Below are 17,013 nucleotides of genomic sequence, written 5' to 3' on the forward strand. Positions count from 1 at the left end.
GCGTTTTGGCCTTATTCGCGCTCGGGCACTGGCACGTTGAAGCCGTTGAGCGTGACCGAGACCATGGCATAGAGCCCGACCAGGAAGATCAGCTCGTTGAGCCCGTCCTGCCCAAAGGTTTCGCGCGCCAGGGCATAGACCGGCTCGGGCAGCACGCCGCCGCGCGCCAGGGCATAGGCCAGGTCGAACGCCACGCTTTCATCGGGTGCCAGGTCCGCCGGCTTGAGATCGGCGGTCAGCGTGGCGAGGCGCTGTGCGCTCATGCCGTCCTTCTCGGCCACGGCGACATGGGCATAGATCTCATAGGCGGCATCGAATCGGGCGCCCACCGCCAGGATCACCACCTGGCGCACGCGATCGGGCACGGTCGCCTCTGCCGTCAGGGCCAGGGTCAAGTCCCAGATCGCCTTGCCGATGCGCGGGGAATGCAGCCAGGGATTCCACGGACCCATCAGCGCGCCGGAATCATCGATCACCTTGAAGGCGTTGAAATTGCTGGCGATGCCTTGGCGCATCGCTTCGTAGAGCGGCTTCTGCTCGTCGGTCAGTTGGGCTGGGGGAATGAGGGGCAGGCGCATGGGCGCTCCTTTTTTGTGCGGTGCAACAGGTCCCGCGCCTGCAATGCACCATGCGCCTGCCGGTTCCGTTGATCTGTGTCCGATCCGAAACCACGTCCTTGACGTGGTTTCGGATGGTTCGGCACCGGCCCGCTCCCCCACCCGACCTCCCACAGGGTACTGTCGTTGCGAGGTCGGGTGGGGAGCGGGCCGGTGCCGAACCCAAAATTCGCCTTGCGGCGAATTTTGAACCAGATCTTTACATTCTCAGGCCGATTTCGCGCAGGCGCTGCTGCAGGTACTCGTCCGCCGTGATCGACACGGGATAGCGATCGGGGTTCTCCGCGGTGATGCACTGGGGCAGGGTGTGGAACGCGAAATCGCTGCGCAAGTGCAGGAAGAACGGCATCGAATAGCGGCTGAACCCGGCCCGCGCGCCATCGGGATTGCGCACCCGGTGCGTGGTGGAGGGCAGCACGTGGTTGGTCAGGCGCTGGAGCATGTCGCCGATGTTGACCACCAGGGCGCCCGGCGGGGGCGAAACCTCGATCCAGCGGCCATCGCGGGCGAGCAGCTCCAGCCCCGCTTCCTCGGCCCCCAGCAGCAGGGTGATGAGATTGATGTCTTCATGGGCGCCGGCGCGGATGGCGCCATCGGGCGCGCCGGGCACCGGCGGATAGTGCAGCAGGCGCAGCACCGAATTGCCATCGGCAATCGCGGGATCGAACCAATGCTCGTCCAGCCCCAGCCACACCGCTATGCGCGCCAGGATGCGGGCGCCCACGTCGTCGAAGGCGGCGAACAGGGTGGTGAAGGTGTCGCGGAAACCCTCGGGCTCGCTTGGCCAGACATTGGGCGGCATGGCCGCCGCCAGCGGATGGCCGGCCGGCAGATCGCGGCCGACATGCCAGAATTCCTTGAGATCGCTGACTTTCGCACCCTTGGCGATTTCGGTGCGAAACGGCGTATAGCCGCGCGCGCCGCCGATGCCGGGAATGGCATATTCGCGCTTTTGCGAATCGGGCAGGGCAAAGAATGCCTGCGTCTGCGCCCAGGCGCGCGCCACCAGATCGGGATCGAGCCCGTGATCCTTGACCATGGCAAAGCCGAACTGCTGGAAACTGGCGCCAAGATCGCGCGAAAGCGTGGCCGGATCGGCCGCAAGGGACAAGACGGGCAGGGTATCGAGGTTCATTTGGCTCCCCAGGGGAAAATGCGGTATGGGCGCGCCTTCCAACCCATTTCCCGCAAGGTTTCCATGATCGAGATCAGTGCCGATACCCAGCTTTGGCTGATGAAGTCCGAACCCGACGTGTACGGCTGGGACGATCTGGTCAACGAAAAGGAGGGCACCTGGGACGGCGTGCGCAACCACCTGGCAGCGCGGAACCTGCGGACGATGAAGGAGGGCGATCTGGCATTCTTCTATCATTCCAACATCGGCAAGGAAATAGTTGGCATTGCAACCATCAGCGTGCCCGGCCTGACCGACCCGACCGATCCCGACGGCAAATGGGCGGCGGTCAAGGTCAAGCCGGTAGCCAAGCTGGCCAATCCGGTCACCCTCAAGACGATCAAGGCCACGCCCGAACTGGCCGAGATGGAACTGGTGCGCCTGTCGCGCCTGTCGGTCTGCGCGGTACGGCGTGATGAATGGGACCATATCCTGGCGATGGCCGGCGGAACGGTTTAACGCGCACGACAACGGCCTGTCGCATCGCATGGAACCAACCGGGCGTCTGGGGCGTAGTTGGCTTCGAAGGATGCGGCCGGCTCCCCCCTCTCCCGGCCGCATCCGAACCTTTAAAATCAAGGAGATGCACCATGGGTGAACTCAAGGATCGCGCCAAGGGCCTGGCCAACGAAGCGGTTGGCAACGTCAAGGAAGCCGCCGGCAAGGCGACCGACAACGCCAAGCTTCAGGCCGAAGGCCTGGCCCAGCAGGCCAAGGGCAAGACCCAGCAGGCTGCGGGCAAGGTGAAGGGCGCTCTGGGCGACGACATCTGATCGCTGCGCTACAGTCCCTGACATGACACGGCGGGCCGTCCTTTTCCCGGGGCGGCCCGCTTCGTTTGTGGGCCCTGTCCCATGGCGATACGCCTGCAGCAGCGCACGTGCAGCGCGGGCAGTGGCATCATGGTTAATATTGTCTAAACAGGGCGGGCATGTTCGATTCCGCCCCTCATCCCGCGCCCCGATCGGGCAGCGTCTTTGGCAAGGCGCCGGGCCATCCGTTCCGTGCCACGCTGCCGCGCCGCGTGCTCTTGCCGATGCCGGTGCACGAGCCCGAAGTGCTGGCAGCCATGGAGCGCGCCGCATTGCGTTCCCAGCCTGTGGACTGGAAGCGCATCACGTTGCAGGACGTGAAGGAATTCCTGATGGCCTATTGCGCCTGTTTCATGGCGATCATGGCCTTCATCAGCTGAACCAGTTTTAGCCGACCATTTCGTCGAATGTGTGCGCCTCGCGCTCGCCCAGGTGCACACGCTCGGCGCGATAGAGCAACCACCCGAGCCAGGCCGAAATCAGGCAGAGCACCCCGGTCAGCAGCAACTGGTCGACGATGCGCACGCCGGCGGCCGTCAACCCCATCGCCAGCAGCGAGCCCACCAGCATGGCCGCCGAATTGACGATGTTGTTCGCCGCAATGGTGCGCGCTGCCTCGCACTTTTCCACCACCGTGGTGAGGAAGGCATAGAGCGGCACGATGAACATGCCCCCGGTGATGGCGATGCCCAGCAGCGTGCCCACCAGTGGCACGGCCAGCGGCGCGGTGATGAACCCGGTCAGGTTGAGCAAGCCGCGCTGTTCGGGCACCGGCCAGGCGGCGCAGACGAAGTGGAAGCCGGCCACGAACAGCCCGGTGCCCACCACGCAGGCCGGGGCATAGCGCGCCGAAACCGTGCCCTTGAGCAGCCGGTTGATCGAGATCGAGCCGATCGCGATGCCCACGGAAAAGATCACCAGGAACAGGCTGGCCACTTCCTTGCTGCAGCCCAGCACGTTCTTGGCCAGTGGCGGGAACTGCACGAACAGGATCGCGCCCACCGCCCAGAAAAAGCTGATCGCGGCAATCGCCAGGAACACGCGCGGGTGGCGCGTGGTGGAATGGACCAGGCGATAGAGCGAGACGACCTGGTCTGCCACCACCACCGGCACCAGGCCCACGGCGCGCGCCAGGCTGCGCGGGCGCGCCAGGAACGGGCGCAGCAAGGGCAGGGCCAGCGGTTCGTCCAGCTTTTCAGGCGGGGCATCGGGCACGCTGCGCCCGGCGAAAAAGCCGATCAGCGCCGTCACGATCACCGTGATCGCCGCTGCCGGGGCAGAGATGTAGCCAGCCACGATAGTGCCGGCCAGAATCGCCATGTAGGTGCCCGCTTCGACCAGACCGGTGCCGGCCAGCACCTCATCGGCGTGCAGGTGCTGGGGCAGGATGGCGTACTTGATCGGGCCAAAGAACGTGGAATGCACGCCCATCGCAAACAGCGCCAGGAGCATCAGCGGAATGGCGATGCCTTCGACGTGGAAACCCTTCCACGCCAGCAGCAGGCCGGCCGCGCCCACGCCCATGATCCCGATCTCGCAGGTCTTGACGATGCGGATGATGCGGGCCTTGTCGCGCATGTCGGCCAACTGGCCCGACAGCGCGGACAGCGCCACGAAGGGAATGATGAACAGCGCCGTCGCCATGCCGGAAAAGTGCGCTTCGGCTTTTTCCGAATTGTACACGCTGAACACCACGAACAGCACCATGGCGTTCTTGAACAGGTTGTCGTTGAACGCGCCCAGCAACTGGGTGACGAACAGGGGCAAGAAGCGACGGGCGCGAAGGAGATGCGTTGTGGTGGTCATTCTAAATGTTGCCGGGCATCCCTGGTTTCTGTTCCGCCTGCCTTAGCGCCCCACGCGGGGGGGGCAAGGGGCAAGCGAGGCACCACGCGGGATTTGCCCGCAGCCTGTCGTAAATGGGTGGCGCCCGAACGATCGGCAAGATGGCCGAGCGCAAGATCAGCCATGCCAGCCGTATGGTGCACAAACCGTTTCCATGTTTGCGGCCAGCGCCGTATTGCGTAACGACCATGCTGACGTTGCCCAACATTCTCACGCTTTCGCGCATTGTCGCCGTGCCGCTGCTGGTGGCCCTGCTGTGGTGGCCACACTGGCCCACCGGCTATGCCCTGGGCTTTGCCATGTATTGCCTGATGGGCGTGACCGACTATTTCGACGGCTACCTGGCCCGCGCGCAAGGGGCCGTGTCGAAGCTGGGCGTGTTTCTCGATCCGATTGCCGACAAGATCATGGTCGCCGCCGTGATCCTGGTGCTGACCGCACAGGGCGTGCTGACCGGCCCTTATGTTGGCGACATGCACGTGATCGCCGGCCTCGTCATCCTGCTGCGTGAGATCGCGGTTTCCGGCCTGCGCGAGTTCCTGGGCGGCATCCAGGTTTCGGTGCCGGTGTCCAAGCTGGCCAAGTGGAAGACCACGTTCCAGATGGTCTCGCTCGGCTCGCTGATCCTGGGCTGCGCCACGCCGTGGTGGACGCTGACCCTGTCGGGCATCGTCATCAACGTGCCGCACACGGTGGGCCTGGCGACGCTGTGGGGCGCAGCGGGGCTGACCGTGATCACCGGCTGGGATTACCTGCGGGTTGGTTTGAAGCACATGGATTGAGTGGGGCTTCGGCAGCCGGCGTTAGGTTTATCGCAGCGGAACAGCGGGACCCCGGATCAAGTCCGGGGTGACGAAGAGATGATACCGTCACCCCGGACTTGATCCGGGGTCCCGCTACTTCATCGCGCCCGATGGTCTCTCACAAACTCTCCGCCAGATAGCGGTCCGGGCGGTGCCAGGTCATCACCATCAGGTTGGCGCAGGTGGCACTCACCAGCGACCAGATCGCGCGTTCGGGGCCAAGCACGAGCGCCGAAATCGCAATGATCGTGGCGTCGGTGATCATCAGCAGGCGGCCGAAGTTCCAGCCCTTCTTGCGGCTGAGCCAGCGGGCGATCACGCTCGATCCGCCCACGGCGGTGCCGTGGCGCGTTACGGCGAGGAGGCCCATGCCCATCACCGTGCCGCCGATCACCGCGGCGGCGGCGGGGCTGGCCGAAGTGAGCACCAGGCCCTTGGCCACCAGCGTCACCATGCCGGTGATGGCCAGCGTCGCGACCAGGCTGCGCAGCGTGTAGGGCGTGCCCTGGCTGCGCCAGAAGAGCAGGAAGATCGGCAGGTTGAGCACGGCAAACAGCGTACCGGGTGAAAGCGGCGCGAGGTATGACAGCAGCAGCGCCAGCCCCGCCATGCCCCCGGTGATCAGCCGCGCCTGGTGCAGCAGGTGCAGCCCCAGGGCCAGCAACAGGCAGCCCGTGGCAACGCCGTAGAGATCTTCCAGCGCGTTGTGGCGCTGGACTTTCATGGCGCGCGCAGTTCCTCGGCCAGGAGCTTGAATTCCTCGGCACGGGGAGAGTTCTTGCGCCAGACCAGCGCGATCTCGCGATAGGCGTGATCGGATTGCAGCGGCCGCGCGACGATGTGGGTGTCGTGCAGGATGCCGGCTTCCACCGCCATTTCCGGCAGCATGGTCAGCCCAAGGCCATTGTCCACCATCTGCACCAGGGTGTGCAGGCTGGTGCCGATCATCGTGGCGCTGGCGCGCAGTTCGGGCCGGTTGCAGGCCGCCAGGGCATGCTCTTTCAGGCAGTGCCCGTCTTCCAGCAGCAGCAGGCGATTCTCGTCGATCAGCGACGGGGGAATCGATTCGGGCGGATCGCGCGGATCATCCTGCGGGAAGGCGACATAGAGCCGGTCCTTGAACAGCGGGGCCACGTCCACTTCGCCGGTGGCAAAGGGCAGGGCCAGCAGCACGCAATCGGCGCGGCCATGGTGCAGCGATTCGATCGCGGCGGCGCTGGGCTCCTCGCGCAGGAACAGCTTCAATTGCGGGCGATCGCGGCGCAGGCGGGGCAACAGGCGCGGCAGCAGGAACGGCGCGATCGTGGGGATCACGCTCATCCGCAGTTCGCCGGCCAGCGGCACGCCGTGCGACTGGACGAGTTCGGACAGTTCTTCGGCTTCGCGCAGCAGGCGATGCGCCTTGGCCACCACCTGGTTGCCCAGCGGGGTGAAGCGCACGACGCGGCGCGTGCGCTCCACCAGAGTGACGCCCAAGAGCGATTCGAGTTCGCGCAGGCCCGCCGAAAGCGTGGACTGCGAGACGAAGCACGAATCGGCTGCCTTGCCGAAGTGGCCGTGTTCGTGCAGCGCCACCAGGTATTGCAATTGCTTGAGGGTGGGCAGGTAAGTGCTCATTCCCCGGTCGGCTCCTCGGGTGCCGTGCCCGCCGCCGGAGCGGCCCCGCCATTGTTGCCGATCTGGTCGATATGCGCCATCTTGAGCTTGCCGTTGACCACGGCAAAGGCCAGTCGCCCTTCGACCAGTTCCAGCGCATCGCGGCCGAACTGTTCGTAGCGCCAGCTTTCCAGCAGGGCCAAGCCCTTGCGCTGCCCGGCAGCGAGCGCTTCCAGATCGTCGCTGCGGGCGAGCAGGCGCGAGGCCACGTCGATCTCGCGGCTGCGGATCTTGAGCAGCAGCTTGAGCAGATCGGCCACCAGCGCGCCTTCCTTGCCCAGCGGCGCACCGCGCGGTGCGCGCGGCGGCATTTCCGCTTCGGTCAGGGGCTTGGCATCGGCCAGGGTCTGCATGAGGCGGCGTCCGATGTCGTTATCCTTCCATCCGGTGGACAGGCCGCGCACTTTGGCCAGGTCATGCTGTTCGCGCGGCGGGTGGCTGGCGATGTCGGCCAGGGTTTCGTCGCGCATGATGCGGCCGCGCGGGATGTTCTTGTCCATCGCCTCGGCCTCGCGCCAGGCGGCGATCGCGCGCAGGCGGCCGAGCACGGCGGGGTTGCGGCTGGGCGGGCGGATCTTTTCCCACACCTTGCCCGGGTCGTTGCGATAGTTTTCGGGGTCGGCCAGCTTTTCCATCTCGATGTCCAGCCACTCGCCGCGCCCTGTCTTGATCAGGCGCTTGAGCATCCTGGGGAAGATTTTCGACAGGTGCGTGACGTCGCCGATGGCATATTCGATCTGCCGCTCGGTCAGCGGGCGGCGCGACCAGTCGGTGAAGCGCGCGCCCTTGTCGATCGACAGGCCCAGCCAGGCTTCGACGAGGTTGGAGTAGCCGATCTGCTCGCTTTGCGAGAGGGCCATCATCGCAATCTGCGTATCGAAGATCGGGTGCGGCGTGCGGCCCGAAAGATTATAAATGATTTCAACGTCCTGGCCGCCGGCATGGAAGACCTTGAGCACGTCTTCGTTGTCCACCAACAGGTCGAGCAGCGGGGAAAGGTCGATCCCCGGCGCCAGCGGGTCGATCGCGGCCGCTTCCTCCTCGTTGGCGATCTGCACCAGGCACAATTCCGGCCAATAGGTGTTCTCGCGCATGAACTCGGTGTCGACCGTGACGAAGTCTGACTTGGCCAGCCGCTCGCACAGTTCGGCAAGCGCGGCGGTCGTGGTAATCAGCGGATGTATCTTCATCGTTCTTTTCTGTATGGCCCGATTCCGCCGTTCAGGTGCCGCAACACCTTGGGGCGGCCTGGGGCCGGTGGTGCCCCCGTCCGGGAGCGGCGGCTTGACAAAAGCGCGGCCATCGCCTCTTGGCCGCGCCAGACATTAAGCCTGTCTCACCTGCCTTATTGCAGACCGATTGGAAAGAGTTTCGATGCATCCTTACCGTTCCCACACCTGCGGCGCCCTCTCGCGCGAGCATGTCGGCGAAAACGTTCGCCTCTCGGGCTGGGTGCATCGCAAGCGCGACCATGGTGGCGTGCTGTTCGTGGACTTGCGCGATCACTACGGGATCACCCAGATCGTGGCCGATAGCGACAGCGCCGCGCTGCCGCTGCTCGAAGGCGTGCGCGTGGAAAGCGTCGTCACCATCGAAGGCGTGGTCAAGGCGCGCAACGAAGCGACCGTGAATGCCAACCTGGCAACCGGCGCCATCGAAGTCTTCGCCAAGGCCGCCACCGTGCTTTCGGCGGCGGAAGAACTGCCCATGCCGGTGGCCGGGGAGCAGGAATATCCCGAAGACATCCGCCTGCGCTATCGCTTCCTCGATCTGCGCCGCGAGACGCTGCACGCCAACATCGTCACGCGCACGAAGATCATTTCCGACATGCGCCGCCGCATGGAAGGGGCCGGTTTCACCGAATATTCCACCCCGATCCTCACTGCCTCCAGCCCGGAAGGCGCGCGCGACTTCCTGGTGCCGAGCCGCATCCACGCCGGCAAGTTCTATGCGCTGCCCCAGGCGCCGCAGCAGTACAAGCAGCTGCTGATGGTGGCGGGTTTCGACCGCTATTTCCAGATCGCGCCGTGCTTCCGCGATGAAGACCCGCGCGCCGACCGCCTGCCGGGCGAGTTCTACCAGCTCGACCTGGAAATGAGCTTCGTGACCCAGGAAGAAGTCTGGGAAACGATGGAGCCGGTGATCGGCGGCGTGTTCGAAGCCTTTGCCGACGGCAAGCCGGTGACGCCCGTGGGCCAGTTCCCGCGCATTCCTTATGATGAGGCGATCCTCAAGTATGGTTCGGACAAGCCGGACCTGCGCAACCCGCTGATCATCACCGACGTTTCGCACCACTTCACCGCTTCGGGCTTTGGCCTGTTCGAGAAGATCGTGGGCGGCGGCGGCGTGGTCCGTGCGATTCCCGCGCCGGGCACGGCGGACAAGAGCCGCAAGTTCTTCGACGAGATGAACGACTGGGCGCGCGCCGAAGGCCATGCTGGCCTGGGCTATGTCACCCGCAAGGGCGGCGAGTTCGGCGGGCCGATCGCCAAGAATCATGGGGCCGAAGGCATGGCCGCGCTCTATGCCGAGCTGGGCCTTGGCGAAAACGACGGGCTGTTCTTTGCCGCGGGCAAGGCCGACCAGGCCGCCAAGCTGGCGGGCCTGGCGCGCAACCGCGTGGCCGCCCAGCTCGGCCTGGTGGAAGAAGGCACCTACAAGCTGTGCTGGATCGTCGATTTCCCGTTCTATGAATGGGATGAAGACAACAAGAAGGTGGAATTCAGCCACAACCCGTTCTCCATGCCGCAGGGCGGGATGGACGCGCTGACGAACCAGGATCCGTTGACGATCAAGGCCTTCCAGTACGACCTGGTGTGCAACGGCTATGAAATCGCTTCGGGTTCGATCCGCAACCAGTCGCCCGAAACCATGGTCAAGGCGTTCGAGATCGTCGGCCTGACCAAGGCCGACGTGGAAGAGCGCTTTGGCGGTCTCTACCGCGCGTTCCAGTATGGCGCGCCGCCCCACGGCGGGATGGCGGCCGGGGTGGATCGCATCGTCATGCTGCTGTGCGGCGCGCAGAACCTGCGCGAGATCACGCTGTTCCCGATGAACCAGCGGGCCGAAGACCTGCTGATGGGTGCGCCTTCGCCGGCCGAACCCAAGCAGTTGCGGGAACTCAATATTCGTGTTGTCGAACAGCCCAAGGTCTGATCGGCAGCGCCTTCCGACCGGCGCTCGTGTCCCACGCTTGAGAGGGCACGATGCGGGCGCCTCTTGCCAGCGGTTCAACAGCCTATTAGGGCGATGCCTGACCCGCGACCACCAACCTGTTTCCTGCGAAGGGGCATATAATGAGCGATACCGCCGACCGCGTTAAGAAGATCGTTGTCGAGCACCTCGGCGTCGAGGCCGACAAGGTCACCGAAGACGCCAGCTTCATCGACGATCTCGGCGCTGACTCGCTCGACATCGTCGAGCTGGTCATGGCCTTTGAAGAAGAATTCGGTGTGGAAATCCCCGACGACGCGGCCGAGAAGATCTCGACCGTTTCGGACGCGATCAAGTACATCGACGAAAACAAGGGCTGATCGCCCCGCTTCCCCATGAGCGCCACCGCCTTTGCCTGAAACGGCACAAGGTATTGGCAAAAGGGGAGGAATTCGGCAGGCTCAGCCCCCATGTCTGCGGGGCTGGGCCTGTTCGTTTGTGATTTTGCGGAGAATAGAATGCGTCGTGTCGTCGTAACCGGCCTCGGCCTTGTCACCCCGCTGGGCGCGGACGTGGAAACCGTTTGGGCGAATCTGCTTGCCGGCAAGTCTGGCGCCGGGCCGATTACCCGGTTCGACGCCAGCAACCAGAAGTGCCAGATCGCCTGCGAAGTGAAGCCGGCCGACCATCCTTATGGATTCGACGCGAGCAAGCGAGTCGACCACAAGATTCAGCGCCAGGTCGATCCGTTCATCGTCTATGGCATCGATGCCGCGGGCCAGGCGCTGGAAGACGCCGGCCTGGTGGACATGGATGACGATCTCAAGACGCGCACCGGCTGCTCGATCGGTTCGGGCATCGGCGGGCTGCCGGGGATCGAAAGCGAATCGATCGTCCTGCACGAAAAGGGCCCGGGCCGCGTTTCCCCCCACTTCGTCCATGGCCGCCTGATCAACCTGATCTCGGGCCAGGTCTCGATCAAGTATGGCCTGATGGGCCCCAACCACGCGGTCGTCACCGCCTGCTCCACCGGCGCCCACTCGATTGGCGATGCCGCGCGGATGATCAAGGATGGCGATGCCGACGTGATGCTGGCGGGCGGCGCAGAAAGCACGATCAACCCGCTGGGCGTGGCCGGCTTTGCCCAGGCGCGCGCGCTCAATTGCAGCTACAACGACCGCCCCGAACAGGCCAGCCGCCCTTATGACAAGGATCGCGACGGCTTCGTGATGGGCGAGGGCGCTGGCGTTGTCGTGCTGGAAGAGTACGAGCACGCCAAGGCGCGCGGCGCCAAGATCTATGCCGAAGTGGTCGGCTACGGCCTGTCGGGCGACGCCTATCACGTCACCGCCCCGCACCCCGAAGGCAAGGGCGCCGAACTCGCCATGCGCATGGCGCTGCGCAAGGCCGGGATGGAAGCGGGCGACATCGACTATGTCAACGCCCACGGCACGTCGACCATGGCCGACACGATCGAACTCGCCGCGGTCAAGCGCGTGCTGGGCGATGACCTGTCGGGCGCGTCGATGAGCAGCACCAAGTCGGCCATCGGCCACCTGCTGGGCGGCGCGGGCGCGGTGGAAGCGATCTTCTGCATCCTGGCCATCCGCGACCAGATCGTGCCCCCCACGCTCAACCTCGACAATCCCGACGAGGGAACCGACGGCGTCGACCTGGTGCCGCACGTGGCCAAGAAGCGCACCGTGCGCGCCGTGCTCAACAACTCGTTCGGGTTTGGCGGCACCAACGCCAGCCTGATCATGAAGGCAGTTTGAGCCGCAAGGCCAAACGCCGTCGCAGACCTCAAAGCCGCAAACCAAGGAAGCGCGCGCCCATGATTGCCCGTATCGGTAAGGTCCGGCTGGTCATCCTGGGCGTGCTGCTCCTGGCGGCGGCCTGGGGCACGCATTTCCTGTGGGGCTGGTATGGACCCGGCCCGCTGGCCAAGGACGCCGCGTTCGTCGTGCCCGATGGCGCCAGCGTGGGCTCGATTGCCGACAAGCTGGAAGCCGAAGGCGCGGTGGCCTCGGCCACCACGTTCCGCGCGCGGGCGCGCCTGCTGGGCGACAAGGCACCGATCAAGGCCGGCGAATTCAGCCTGCCCGCCCATGCCAGCGGATCGACGATCCTGAAGATCCTGCAGGGCGAGCAGGGCACGCTCCGCCGCCTGGTGACCGTGCCCGAAGGCATGCCGGCGATCATGGTGCAGGAACGCCTGATGGCGCAGCCGCTGCTGACCGGTGCGGTGGACGTGCCCGAGGAAGGCACCGTCCTGCCCGACAGCTATGAAATCCGGCGGGGCGAGCCGCGCAAGGCGGTACTGGCGCGGATGCAGGCGGCGATGACCAAGACCCTGGCCGAATTGTGGGCGCAGCGGAGCCCGGATACCGTGGCCAAGACCCCGCAAGAGGCGCTGATCCTGGCCTCCATCGTGGAAAAGGAAACCGGCAAGCCCACCGAGCGCCGGATGGTGGCGGGCCTCTATTCCAACCGCCTGCGCAAGGGCATGCTGCTTCAGGCCGATCCCACGATCATCTATCCGATCACGCGCGGCAAGCCGCTGGGCCGCCGCATCCGCCAGTCGGAAATCCAGGCGGTCAACGACTACAACACCTATGCGATGACCGGCCTGCCCAAGGGGCCGATCACCAATCCGGGCCGCGCCTCGATCGAGGCGGTGCTGCACCCGGCCAAGACCGAGGCGCTGTTCATGGTCGCCGATGGCACCGGCGGCCACGTGTTTGCCGATACGCTGGAGCAGCACAATGCCAACGTCGCCAAGTGGTTTGCCATCCGCCGCGCGCGTGGCGATCTGTAAGCTGGTCTTGCCGTCGGCAACCCGGTATCACGCCATAAGGAGTTTTACGGATTTGCCGCGTGAAGCGCTTGCGCCTCGTTCCGGCTGTTCCGATTTCTCCCGCGCGGCAGGGTGCATCGGGTGAGCGGGCCTCTGGTCCTCACCGCCCGGCTCCCCGCCGCGCTTTTCGGCCAGATGCAGGGCCTACGCCGCGCGCACTACCCGCCCGAGCGCAACCACGTGCCTGCCCATGTCACCCTGTTCCACGCCCTGCCGCCCTCGTCCCTGGGGGAAGTGCACCGCCTGGTCGCGCGGCTTTGCGCCATGACACGGCCGCCGGCGGCCCAACTCGCCGGGGTGGTGGACCTGGGCACCGGCACGGCTGTGGCGGTCCACAGTCCGGCGCTTGAAGCCGTGCACGCCGATCTTGCCACGGCGCTGCATGGGCTGCTGGGTCTGGCCGACCAAGGCACGCCGCGTTTCCACGTGACCATCCAGAACAAGGTCCCCCGCCGTAAGGTGCGTGCACTCCAGGCGGCGCTGGCGGGGCGGTTCCAGGGCGAGCCCTTCGCCTTCGCCGGCCTTGACCTGCACAGCCTGCAACGTCTCCCCGAGGGTGGCGGCACCTGGCAAACCCAAGCCCAATGGACCTTTCGCGGGCGGTAGCGGGACGGGATTAGCCTGGGATTGGGATCGATAGGTTATAAGCGCAGGCCAAGAAAGGCCGTGCCGGGGATCGGGTTGTACGATACGGGTTCCGCCGGAACGAAGCCGAAGGTTTCGTATAACTGGCGCGCGGACGCGAACTCCGCCAACACGTCCAGCCTCATTTCAAGATAGCCGGCGGTGCGGGCTTCGTCGATCAATCGGTCCACCAGCTTTCGGCCGAGATCCTGACCGCGTGCGCGGGGACGGACATACAGTCGTTTCATCTCGCAAATTTCGGCACCGACCCCCCGATATGCGATACACCCGTCTATCGCGTCGTTGCGATCCGCCAGCAGCACACATCCTTCCGGCGCCGCATACTTGCCGGGCAGGTTCGCAAACTCCGCCTCGTTTCCCTGATAGTCGAGGCTGACAGTGGGACTGGCGACATACTCTCGCCAGATATCCAGCACCACAGCAGTGTCGGCCGGGAACTGGGCGTGCCTGATGGTTGTCATGGAACGATTTTCTCGAACACAATTGTGGTTGCAATAGGGCCAGGCGGTCTGCCCGGGATGAAATCTGCTCCCGCGCGGCGCGTCAATTACATGCCCGGCACCACATCGAAGGCAATGTTGAGCCGCTCGCCCGCGTCGAACGGGACGGTGCCGTGCCACAGCGTGGAGGGGAACAGGACGAGTTGCCCCACCGCCGGCGCAATCGTGCCGTAAGGCGCCAGGCCCAGCCCAAGTTCTTCTGGCGGCGCTCCATAGTGAAAGTGGCCGGCATCGGGTGCGGCGTTGGCCGCAGGATCGGGCAGCGCCAAGTAAAATGCGCTGCTGATCCAGCCCAGCGGATGTGCATGGGTGACGTTGAAACCCTTTCCGTGCAGGCGCACCGACCAACTGCCGCTGATGCGCAAGGCCTCGCGCGGGCGGGACAGCAGCGGGTGCGCGGGATCGGGTGGGGGCAGGGCGGCCACGTAATCGCGCGTCGCCGCCATCAGCGCCTCGCGCGTGCGCACCAGCAGCGGTTCATGGCGCAGCAGCACGCTGCGGTCTGTCTGCGTGCCGCCGCGCACCGATTGTTCGGGATAGGGCAATTGCGCCTGGTGCAACCCGCGCAGCAGATCAGCGAGTTCGCCCAACTCCACGGTGGAAAGCCCCACGTCCACGCTGCGCACGAACGCCGGGTCGCCGTCCAGCCAGTCCGCGCGTGGATCGCCCAGCTGGCGCCAGCAGGTGGAAACATAGGGCCAGGCTTGTCCCGCAACGGGGGAGCCGGGCGCCTGCTGCGTCAGCGGGAGTGCGAGCGCCAGCGCGGCATCGGGCGCGCCCTCGCGCAGGGCCTGGCGGATGCGCGCGATGGTTACCAGCGGGCTCGCCGCCAGGTTGCCTTGGGCCAGAATGCGGGCCATCAGCGCCGCGTCGCCGCTTTCGCCGGCCAGGAACACCCGCGCCTGGGCCAGGGCGGGCTGGGCGCCCAGACGCCGCTCTGCTTCATTCAGGATCTCAGTGGCGCGCGGCCAGTCGCGCACTTGGGCCACGGCGGCAAACCAACCCAGCCACAGCGGCGCATGGGCAGGATGCGCGCGGGCGGCGCGGGCAAAGCTGGCGTCAAAGCCCTGGGTGTCCCCGCTCACCCAGCGCAGCGAGCCCAGCACGCGGTGCCCCTCGGCCCAGGTGGGGCGGCGGGCCAGCGCGGCTTCCAGCGCGGCCAGGGCGGCAGGCACCTGGCCCTCGCTCGCCAGGGCCAGGGCGTGGTTGCGTTGCGCATCGAGATGATCGGGCCATTGCCGGCATACGTGGGCAAAGAGGTGCGCGGCGCGGTGCCCCAGTTCGTAGCGCGCCTGCGCATGCAGAAAGGCGATCTGCATGTCGCCTTTCGCCAGCATGTGCGCCTGGGCCAGGGCCGCTTCGGCGCCCACCATGTCCTGCCGTGCGCGCAGGGCGCGGGCCCGGTCTAGCCAGGCCTGCGCGCCCGCGCTCATGCTGCCTGCGGCGTCAATTGCGCTAGGACCGCGCCATGCAGCGGCACACGCGCCGCCTCGCTCGCCATCGCCCCGCGCAGCTTGGCCAGCCAGGCGCGGCCATCGGCCGTGCGATAGTCGAGCAGCGGATCGTGGCCCTTGGGCAGGTTGTTCTGGCCGATGTGCACCGCCAGCCACGATGGCGGGGCAAACAGGTCCAGCTCACGCGCGATCAGCCGGCCATGGCGGCGGAAATGCTCGATTTTCAAGGCCAGGGTATCGGGAATGTCCATCGCCGCGACATGGCGCCACAGCTCCGCATCCTGCCGCTGCGTCAGCTTGTAATGCAGGATGATGAAATCGCGGATGCGCTCCATCTCGCCATGGGCGATGCGATTGAATTCATCGCGCGTGGCCGGATCGAAGTCCTTGTCGGGAAACAGCGCCAGGATCTTGGAAATATTGGCCTGGATCAGATGGATCGAGGTCGATTCCAAGGGTTCGAGAAAGCCGGAGGACAGCCCCACGGCAATCACGTTGCGGTTCCAGTGCTGCTTGCGCCGCCCGGCCTGGAACCGCACCGCGCGCGGATCGCCCAGCGCCTTGCCGTCCAGGTTCGCCGCCAGGTACTGCGCCGCGCGGTCCTCGTCCAGGAACGCGCTGCAAAAGACATAGCCGTTGCCGATGCGGTGTTGCAGCGGAATGCGCCACTGCCACCCTGCCGCGCGCGCGGTCGATCGCGTGTAGGGCGCGGGATTGGGGTCTGTAGCGGGATGCGCGCAGGGCATCGCCACGGCACGGTCGCAGGGCAGCCAGTGCGACCAGTCATCGTAGCCGGTCTTGAGCGCGCCTTCGATCAACAGCCCGCGAAAGCCCGAGCAATCGATGAACAGTTCCGCCTCCACCCGTCGCCCGTCTTCCAGCGTCACGGCCTCGACAAAGCCGGTCTGCCCATCGAGCGCCACATCGGCAATCTTGCCTTCCACCCGCGTGACGCCGGCCGCCTCTGCCCGCTCGCGCAGGAAGCGGGCATAGAGCCCGGCGTCGAAGTGATAGGCATAATCGAACGTGCTCATCACGTTGCGCGGATCGGGGGAGGGGTGGGCAAAGCGGCTCGCGCGCGCCAGGTGCCAGGCCATGGCATGCTCGTCGAGCGGCGCGGTCTCGCCCTCGGCCTGCGCGCGCAGCCAGTATTGGTGCATCGGCACCATGTCGAAATTGCGGCCATAGGGGCCAAAAGGATGGAAATAACGCGAGTTTTCCGCGCCCCAGCCAACGAATTCGATCCCCAGCTTGAAACTGCCCTTGGTGCGCGCCAGGAATTCGCGCTCGTCGATGCCCAGGGTCTGGTTGAACATGCGGATCGGCGGAATGGTCGCCTCGCCCACCCCGATCGTGCCGATTTCCTCGCTTTCCACCAGCGTGATCGCGCAATCGCGCGTGAGCGCGTGCGAAAGCATCGCGGCGGTCATCCAACCGGCAGAACCACCGCCGACAATCAACACCTTGCGGATCTTGCGATCATCCATTGTCTTTGTC

18 protein-coding genes are annotated in these 17,013 nt (G+C 65.8%); 9 read left to right on the forward strand and 9 right to left on the reverse strand.

Annotation, left to right across the window (positions count from 1 at the left end):
• Positions 1–11: 11 nt before the first annotated feature.
• Both FHW94_RS15510 and FHW94_RS15515 read right to left on the reverse strand, forming a co-directional pair.
• Complete coding sequence (locus FHW94_RS15510) at positions 12–578, reverse strand: carboxymuconolactone decarboxylase family protein (protein WP_168556745.1); 567 nt, start codon at positions 576–578, stop codon at positions 12–14.
• Between the two features lie 238 nt (positions 579–816).
• Positions 817–1,752, reverse strand: coding sequence for an isopenicillin N synthase family oxygenase (locus FHW94_RS15515; RefSeq protein ID WP_168556746.1), 936 nt, complete (start codon positions 1,750–1,752; stop codon positions 817–819).
• 63 nt (positions 1,753–1,815) lie between these two features.
• Between FHW94_RS15515 and FHW94_RS15520 the strand changes: the two genes are divergently transcribed.
• The 3 genes from FHW94_RS15520 to FHW94_RS15530 all read left to right on the forward strand — a co-directional run bounded on the left by FHW94_RS15520 (position 1,816) and on the right by FHW94_RS15530 (position 2,983).
• Positions 1,816–2,250, forward strand: coding sequence for an EVE domain-containing protein (locus FHW94_RS15520; protein WP_168556747.1), 435 nt, complete (start codon positions 1,816–1,818; stop codon positions 2,248–2,250).
• Positions 2,251–2,381: 131 nt separating this feature from the next.
• Entirely contained in the window at positions 2,382–2,564 is a 183-nt protein-coding gene (locus tag FHW94_RS15525; protein ID WP_168556748.1) for a CsbD family protein, read from the forward strand.
• Positions 2,565–2,722: 158 nt separating this feature from the next.
• On the forward strand, positions 2,723–2,983 hold the full coding sequence (locus FHW94_RS15530) for a hypothetical protein (RefSeq protein WP_168556749.1): 261 nt from the start codon (positions 2,723–2,725) through the stop codon (positions 2,981–2,983).
• 7 nt (positions 2,984–2,990) lie between these two features.
• Here the strand turns inward: FHW94_RS15530 and FHW94_RS15535 are convergent, their stop codons facing one another.
• Positions 2,991–4,409 (reverse strand): MFS transporter, encoded by a 1,419-nt coding sequence (locus tag FHW94_RS15535; RefSeq protein ID WP_168556750.1) that lies wholly within the window; start codon positions 4,407–4,409, stop codon positions 2,991–2,993.
• 227 nt (positions 4,410–4,636) lie between these two features.
• Between FHW94_RS15535 and pgsA the strand changes: the two genes are divergently transcribed.
• Positions 4,637–5,230 carry a CDP-diacylglycerol--glycerol-3-phosphate 3-phosphatidyltransferase gene (gene pgsA / locus FHW94_RS15540; RefSeq protein WP_168556751.1) on the forward strand — a complete coding sequence of 198 codons (594 nt, stop codon included), beginning with the start codon at positions 4,637–4,639 and terminating at the stop codon, positions 5,228–5,230.
• 139 nt (positions 5,231–5,369) lie between these two features.
• On the opposite strand, the gene FHW94_RS15545 is transcribed toward pgsA, so the two are convergent.
• Genes FHW94_RS15545 through rnd form a run of 3 tightly spaced genes read right to left on the reverse strand, consistent with a single transcriptional unit; the run spans position 5,370 to position 8,097 of the window.
• Positions 5,370–5,975, reverse strand: a complete 606-nt coding sequence (locus FHW94_RS15545; protein ID WP_168556752.1) for a YitT family protein — start codon at positions 5,973–5,975, stop codon at positions 5,370–5,372.
• The gene (locus tag FHW94_RS15550) at positions 5,972–6,868 is read right to left on the reverse strand and encodes a hydrogen peroxide-inducible genes activator (protein ID WP_168556753.1); all 897 of its coding nucleotides are present in this window, start codon (positions 6,866–6,868) and stop codon (positions 5,972–5,974) included. Before FHW94_RS15550 ends, FHW94_RS15545 begins: the two co-directional genes overlap by 4 nt.
• Entirely contained in the window at positions 6,865–8,097 is a 1,233-nt protein-coding gene (gene rnd / locus FHW94_RS15555; protein ID WP_168556754.1) for a ribonuclease D, read from the reverse strand. Before rnd ends, FHW94_RS15550 begins: the two co-directional genes overlap by 4 nt.
• A gap of 184 nt (positions 8,098–8,281) precedes the next feature.
• On the opposite strand from rnd, the gene aspS reads away from it, so the two are divergent.
• The 5 genes from aspS to FHW94_RS15580 all read left to right on the forward strand — a co-directional run bounded on the left by aspS (position 8,282) and on the right by FHW94_RS15580 (position 13,523).
• Positions 8,282–10,063: an aspartate--tRNA ligase gene (gene aspS / locus FHW94_RS15560; RefSeq protein ID WP_168556755.1), complete on the forward strand. Its 1,782-nt coding sequence runs from the start codon at positions 8,282–8,284 to the stop codon at positions 10,061–10,063.
• Positions 10,064–10,203: 140 nt separating this feature from the next.
• Positions 10,204–10,440 (forward strand): acyl carrier protein, encoded by a 237-nt coding sequence (locus tag FHW94_RS15565; protein ID WP_028657713.1) that lies wholly within the window; start codon positions 10,204–10,206, stop codon positions 10,438–10,440.
• A gap of 138 nt (positions 10,441–10,578) precedes the next feature.
• Complete coding sequence (fabF, locus tag FHW94_RS15570) at positions 10,579–11,835, forward strand: beta-ketoacyl-ACP synthase II (RefSeq protein ID WP_168556756.1); 1,257 nt, start codon at positions 10,579–10,581, stop codon at positions 11,833–11,835.
• 59 nt (positions 11,836–11,894) lie between these two features.
• Positions 11,895–12,878, forward strand: coding sequence for an endolytic transglycosylase MltG (gene mltG / locus FHW94_RS15575; RefSeq protein ID WP_168556757.1), 984 nt, complete (start codon positions 11,895–11,897; stop codon positions 12,876–12,878).
• 120 nt (positions 12,879–12,998) lie between these two features.
• Entirely contained in the window at positions 12,999–13,523 is a 525-nt protein-coding gene (locus tag FHW94_RS15580) for a 2'-5' RNA ligase family protein (protein WP_168556758.1), read from the forward strand.
• A 35-nt stretch (positions 13,524–13,558) separates the two neighbouring features.
• On the opposite strand, the gene FHW94_RS15585 is transcribed toward FHW94_RS15580, so the two are convergent.
• From FHW94_RS15585 to FHW94_RS15595, 3 genes are all read right to left on the reverse strand, one after another.
• Complete coding sequence (locus FHW94_RS15585) at positions 13,559–14,023, reverse strand: GNAT family N-acetyltransferase (protein ID WP_168556759.1); 465 nt, start codon at positions 14,021–14,023, stop codon at positions 13,559–13,561.
• A gap of 86 nt (positions 14,024–14,109) precedes the next feature.
• Positions 14,110–15,495 (reverse strand): putative 2OG-Fe(II) oxygenase, encoded by a 1,386-nt coding sequence (locus tag FHW94_RS15590; RefSeq protein ID WP_168556760.1) that lies wholly within the window; start codon positions 15,493–15,495, stop codon positions 14,110–14,112.
• Positions 15,492–17,003, reverse strand: a complete 1,512-nt coding sequence (locus FHW94_RS15595; RefSeq protein ID WP_168556761.1) for a tryptophan halogenase family protein — start codon at positions 17,001–17,003, stop codon at positions 15,492–15,494. Before FHW94_RS15595 ends, FHW94_RS15590 begins: the two co-directional genes overlap by 4 nt.
• Positions 17,004–17,013: the final 10 nt, after the last annotated feature.

Origin of the sequence: Novosphingobium sp. SG720 (genome assembly GCF_012275365.1) — a bacterium.
Taxonomy (GTDB): domain Bacteria; phylum Pseudomonadota; class Alphaproteobacteria; order Sphingomonadales; family Sphingomonadaceae; genus Novosphingobium; species Novosphingobium rhizosphaerae.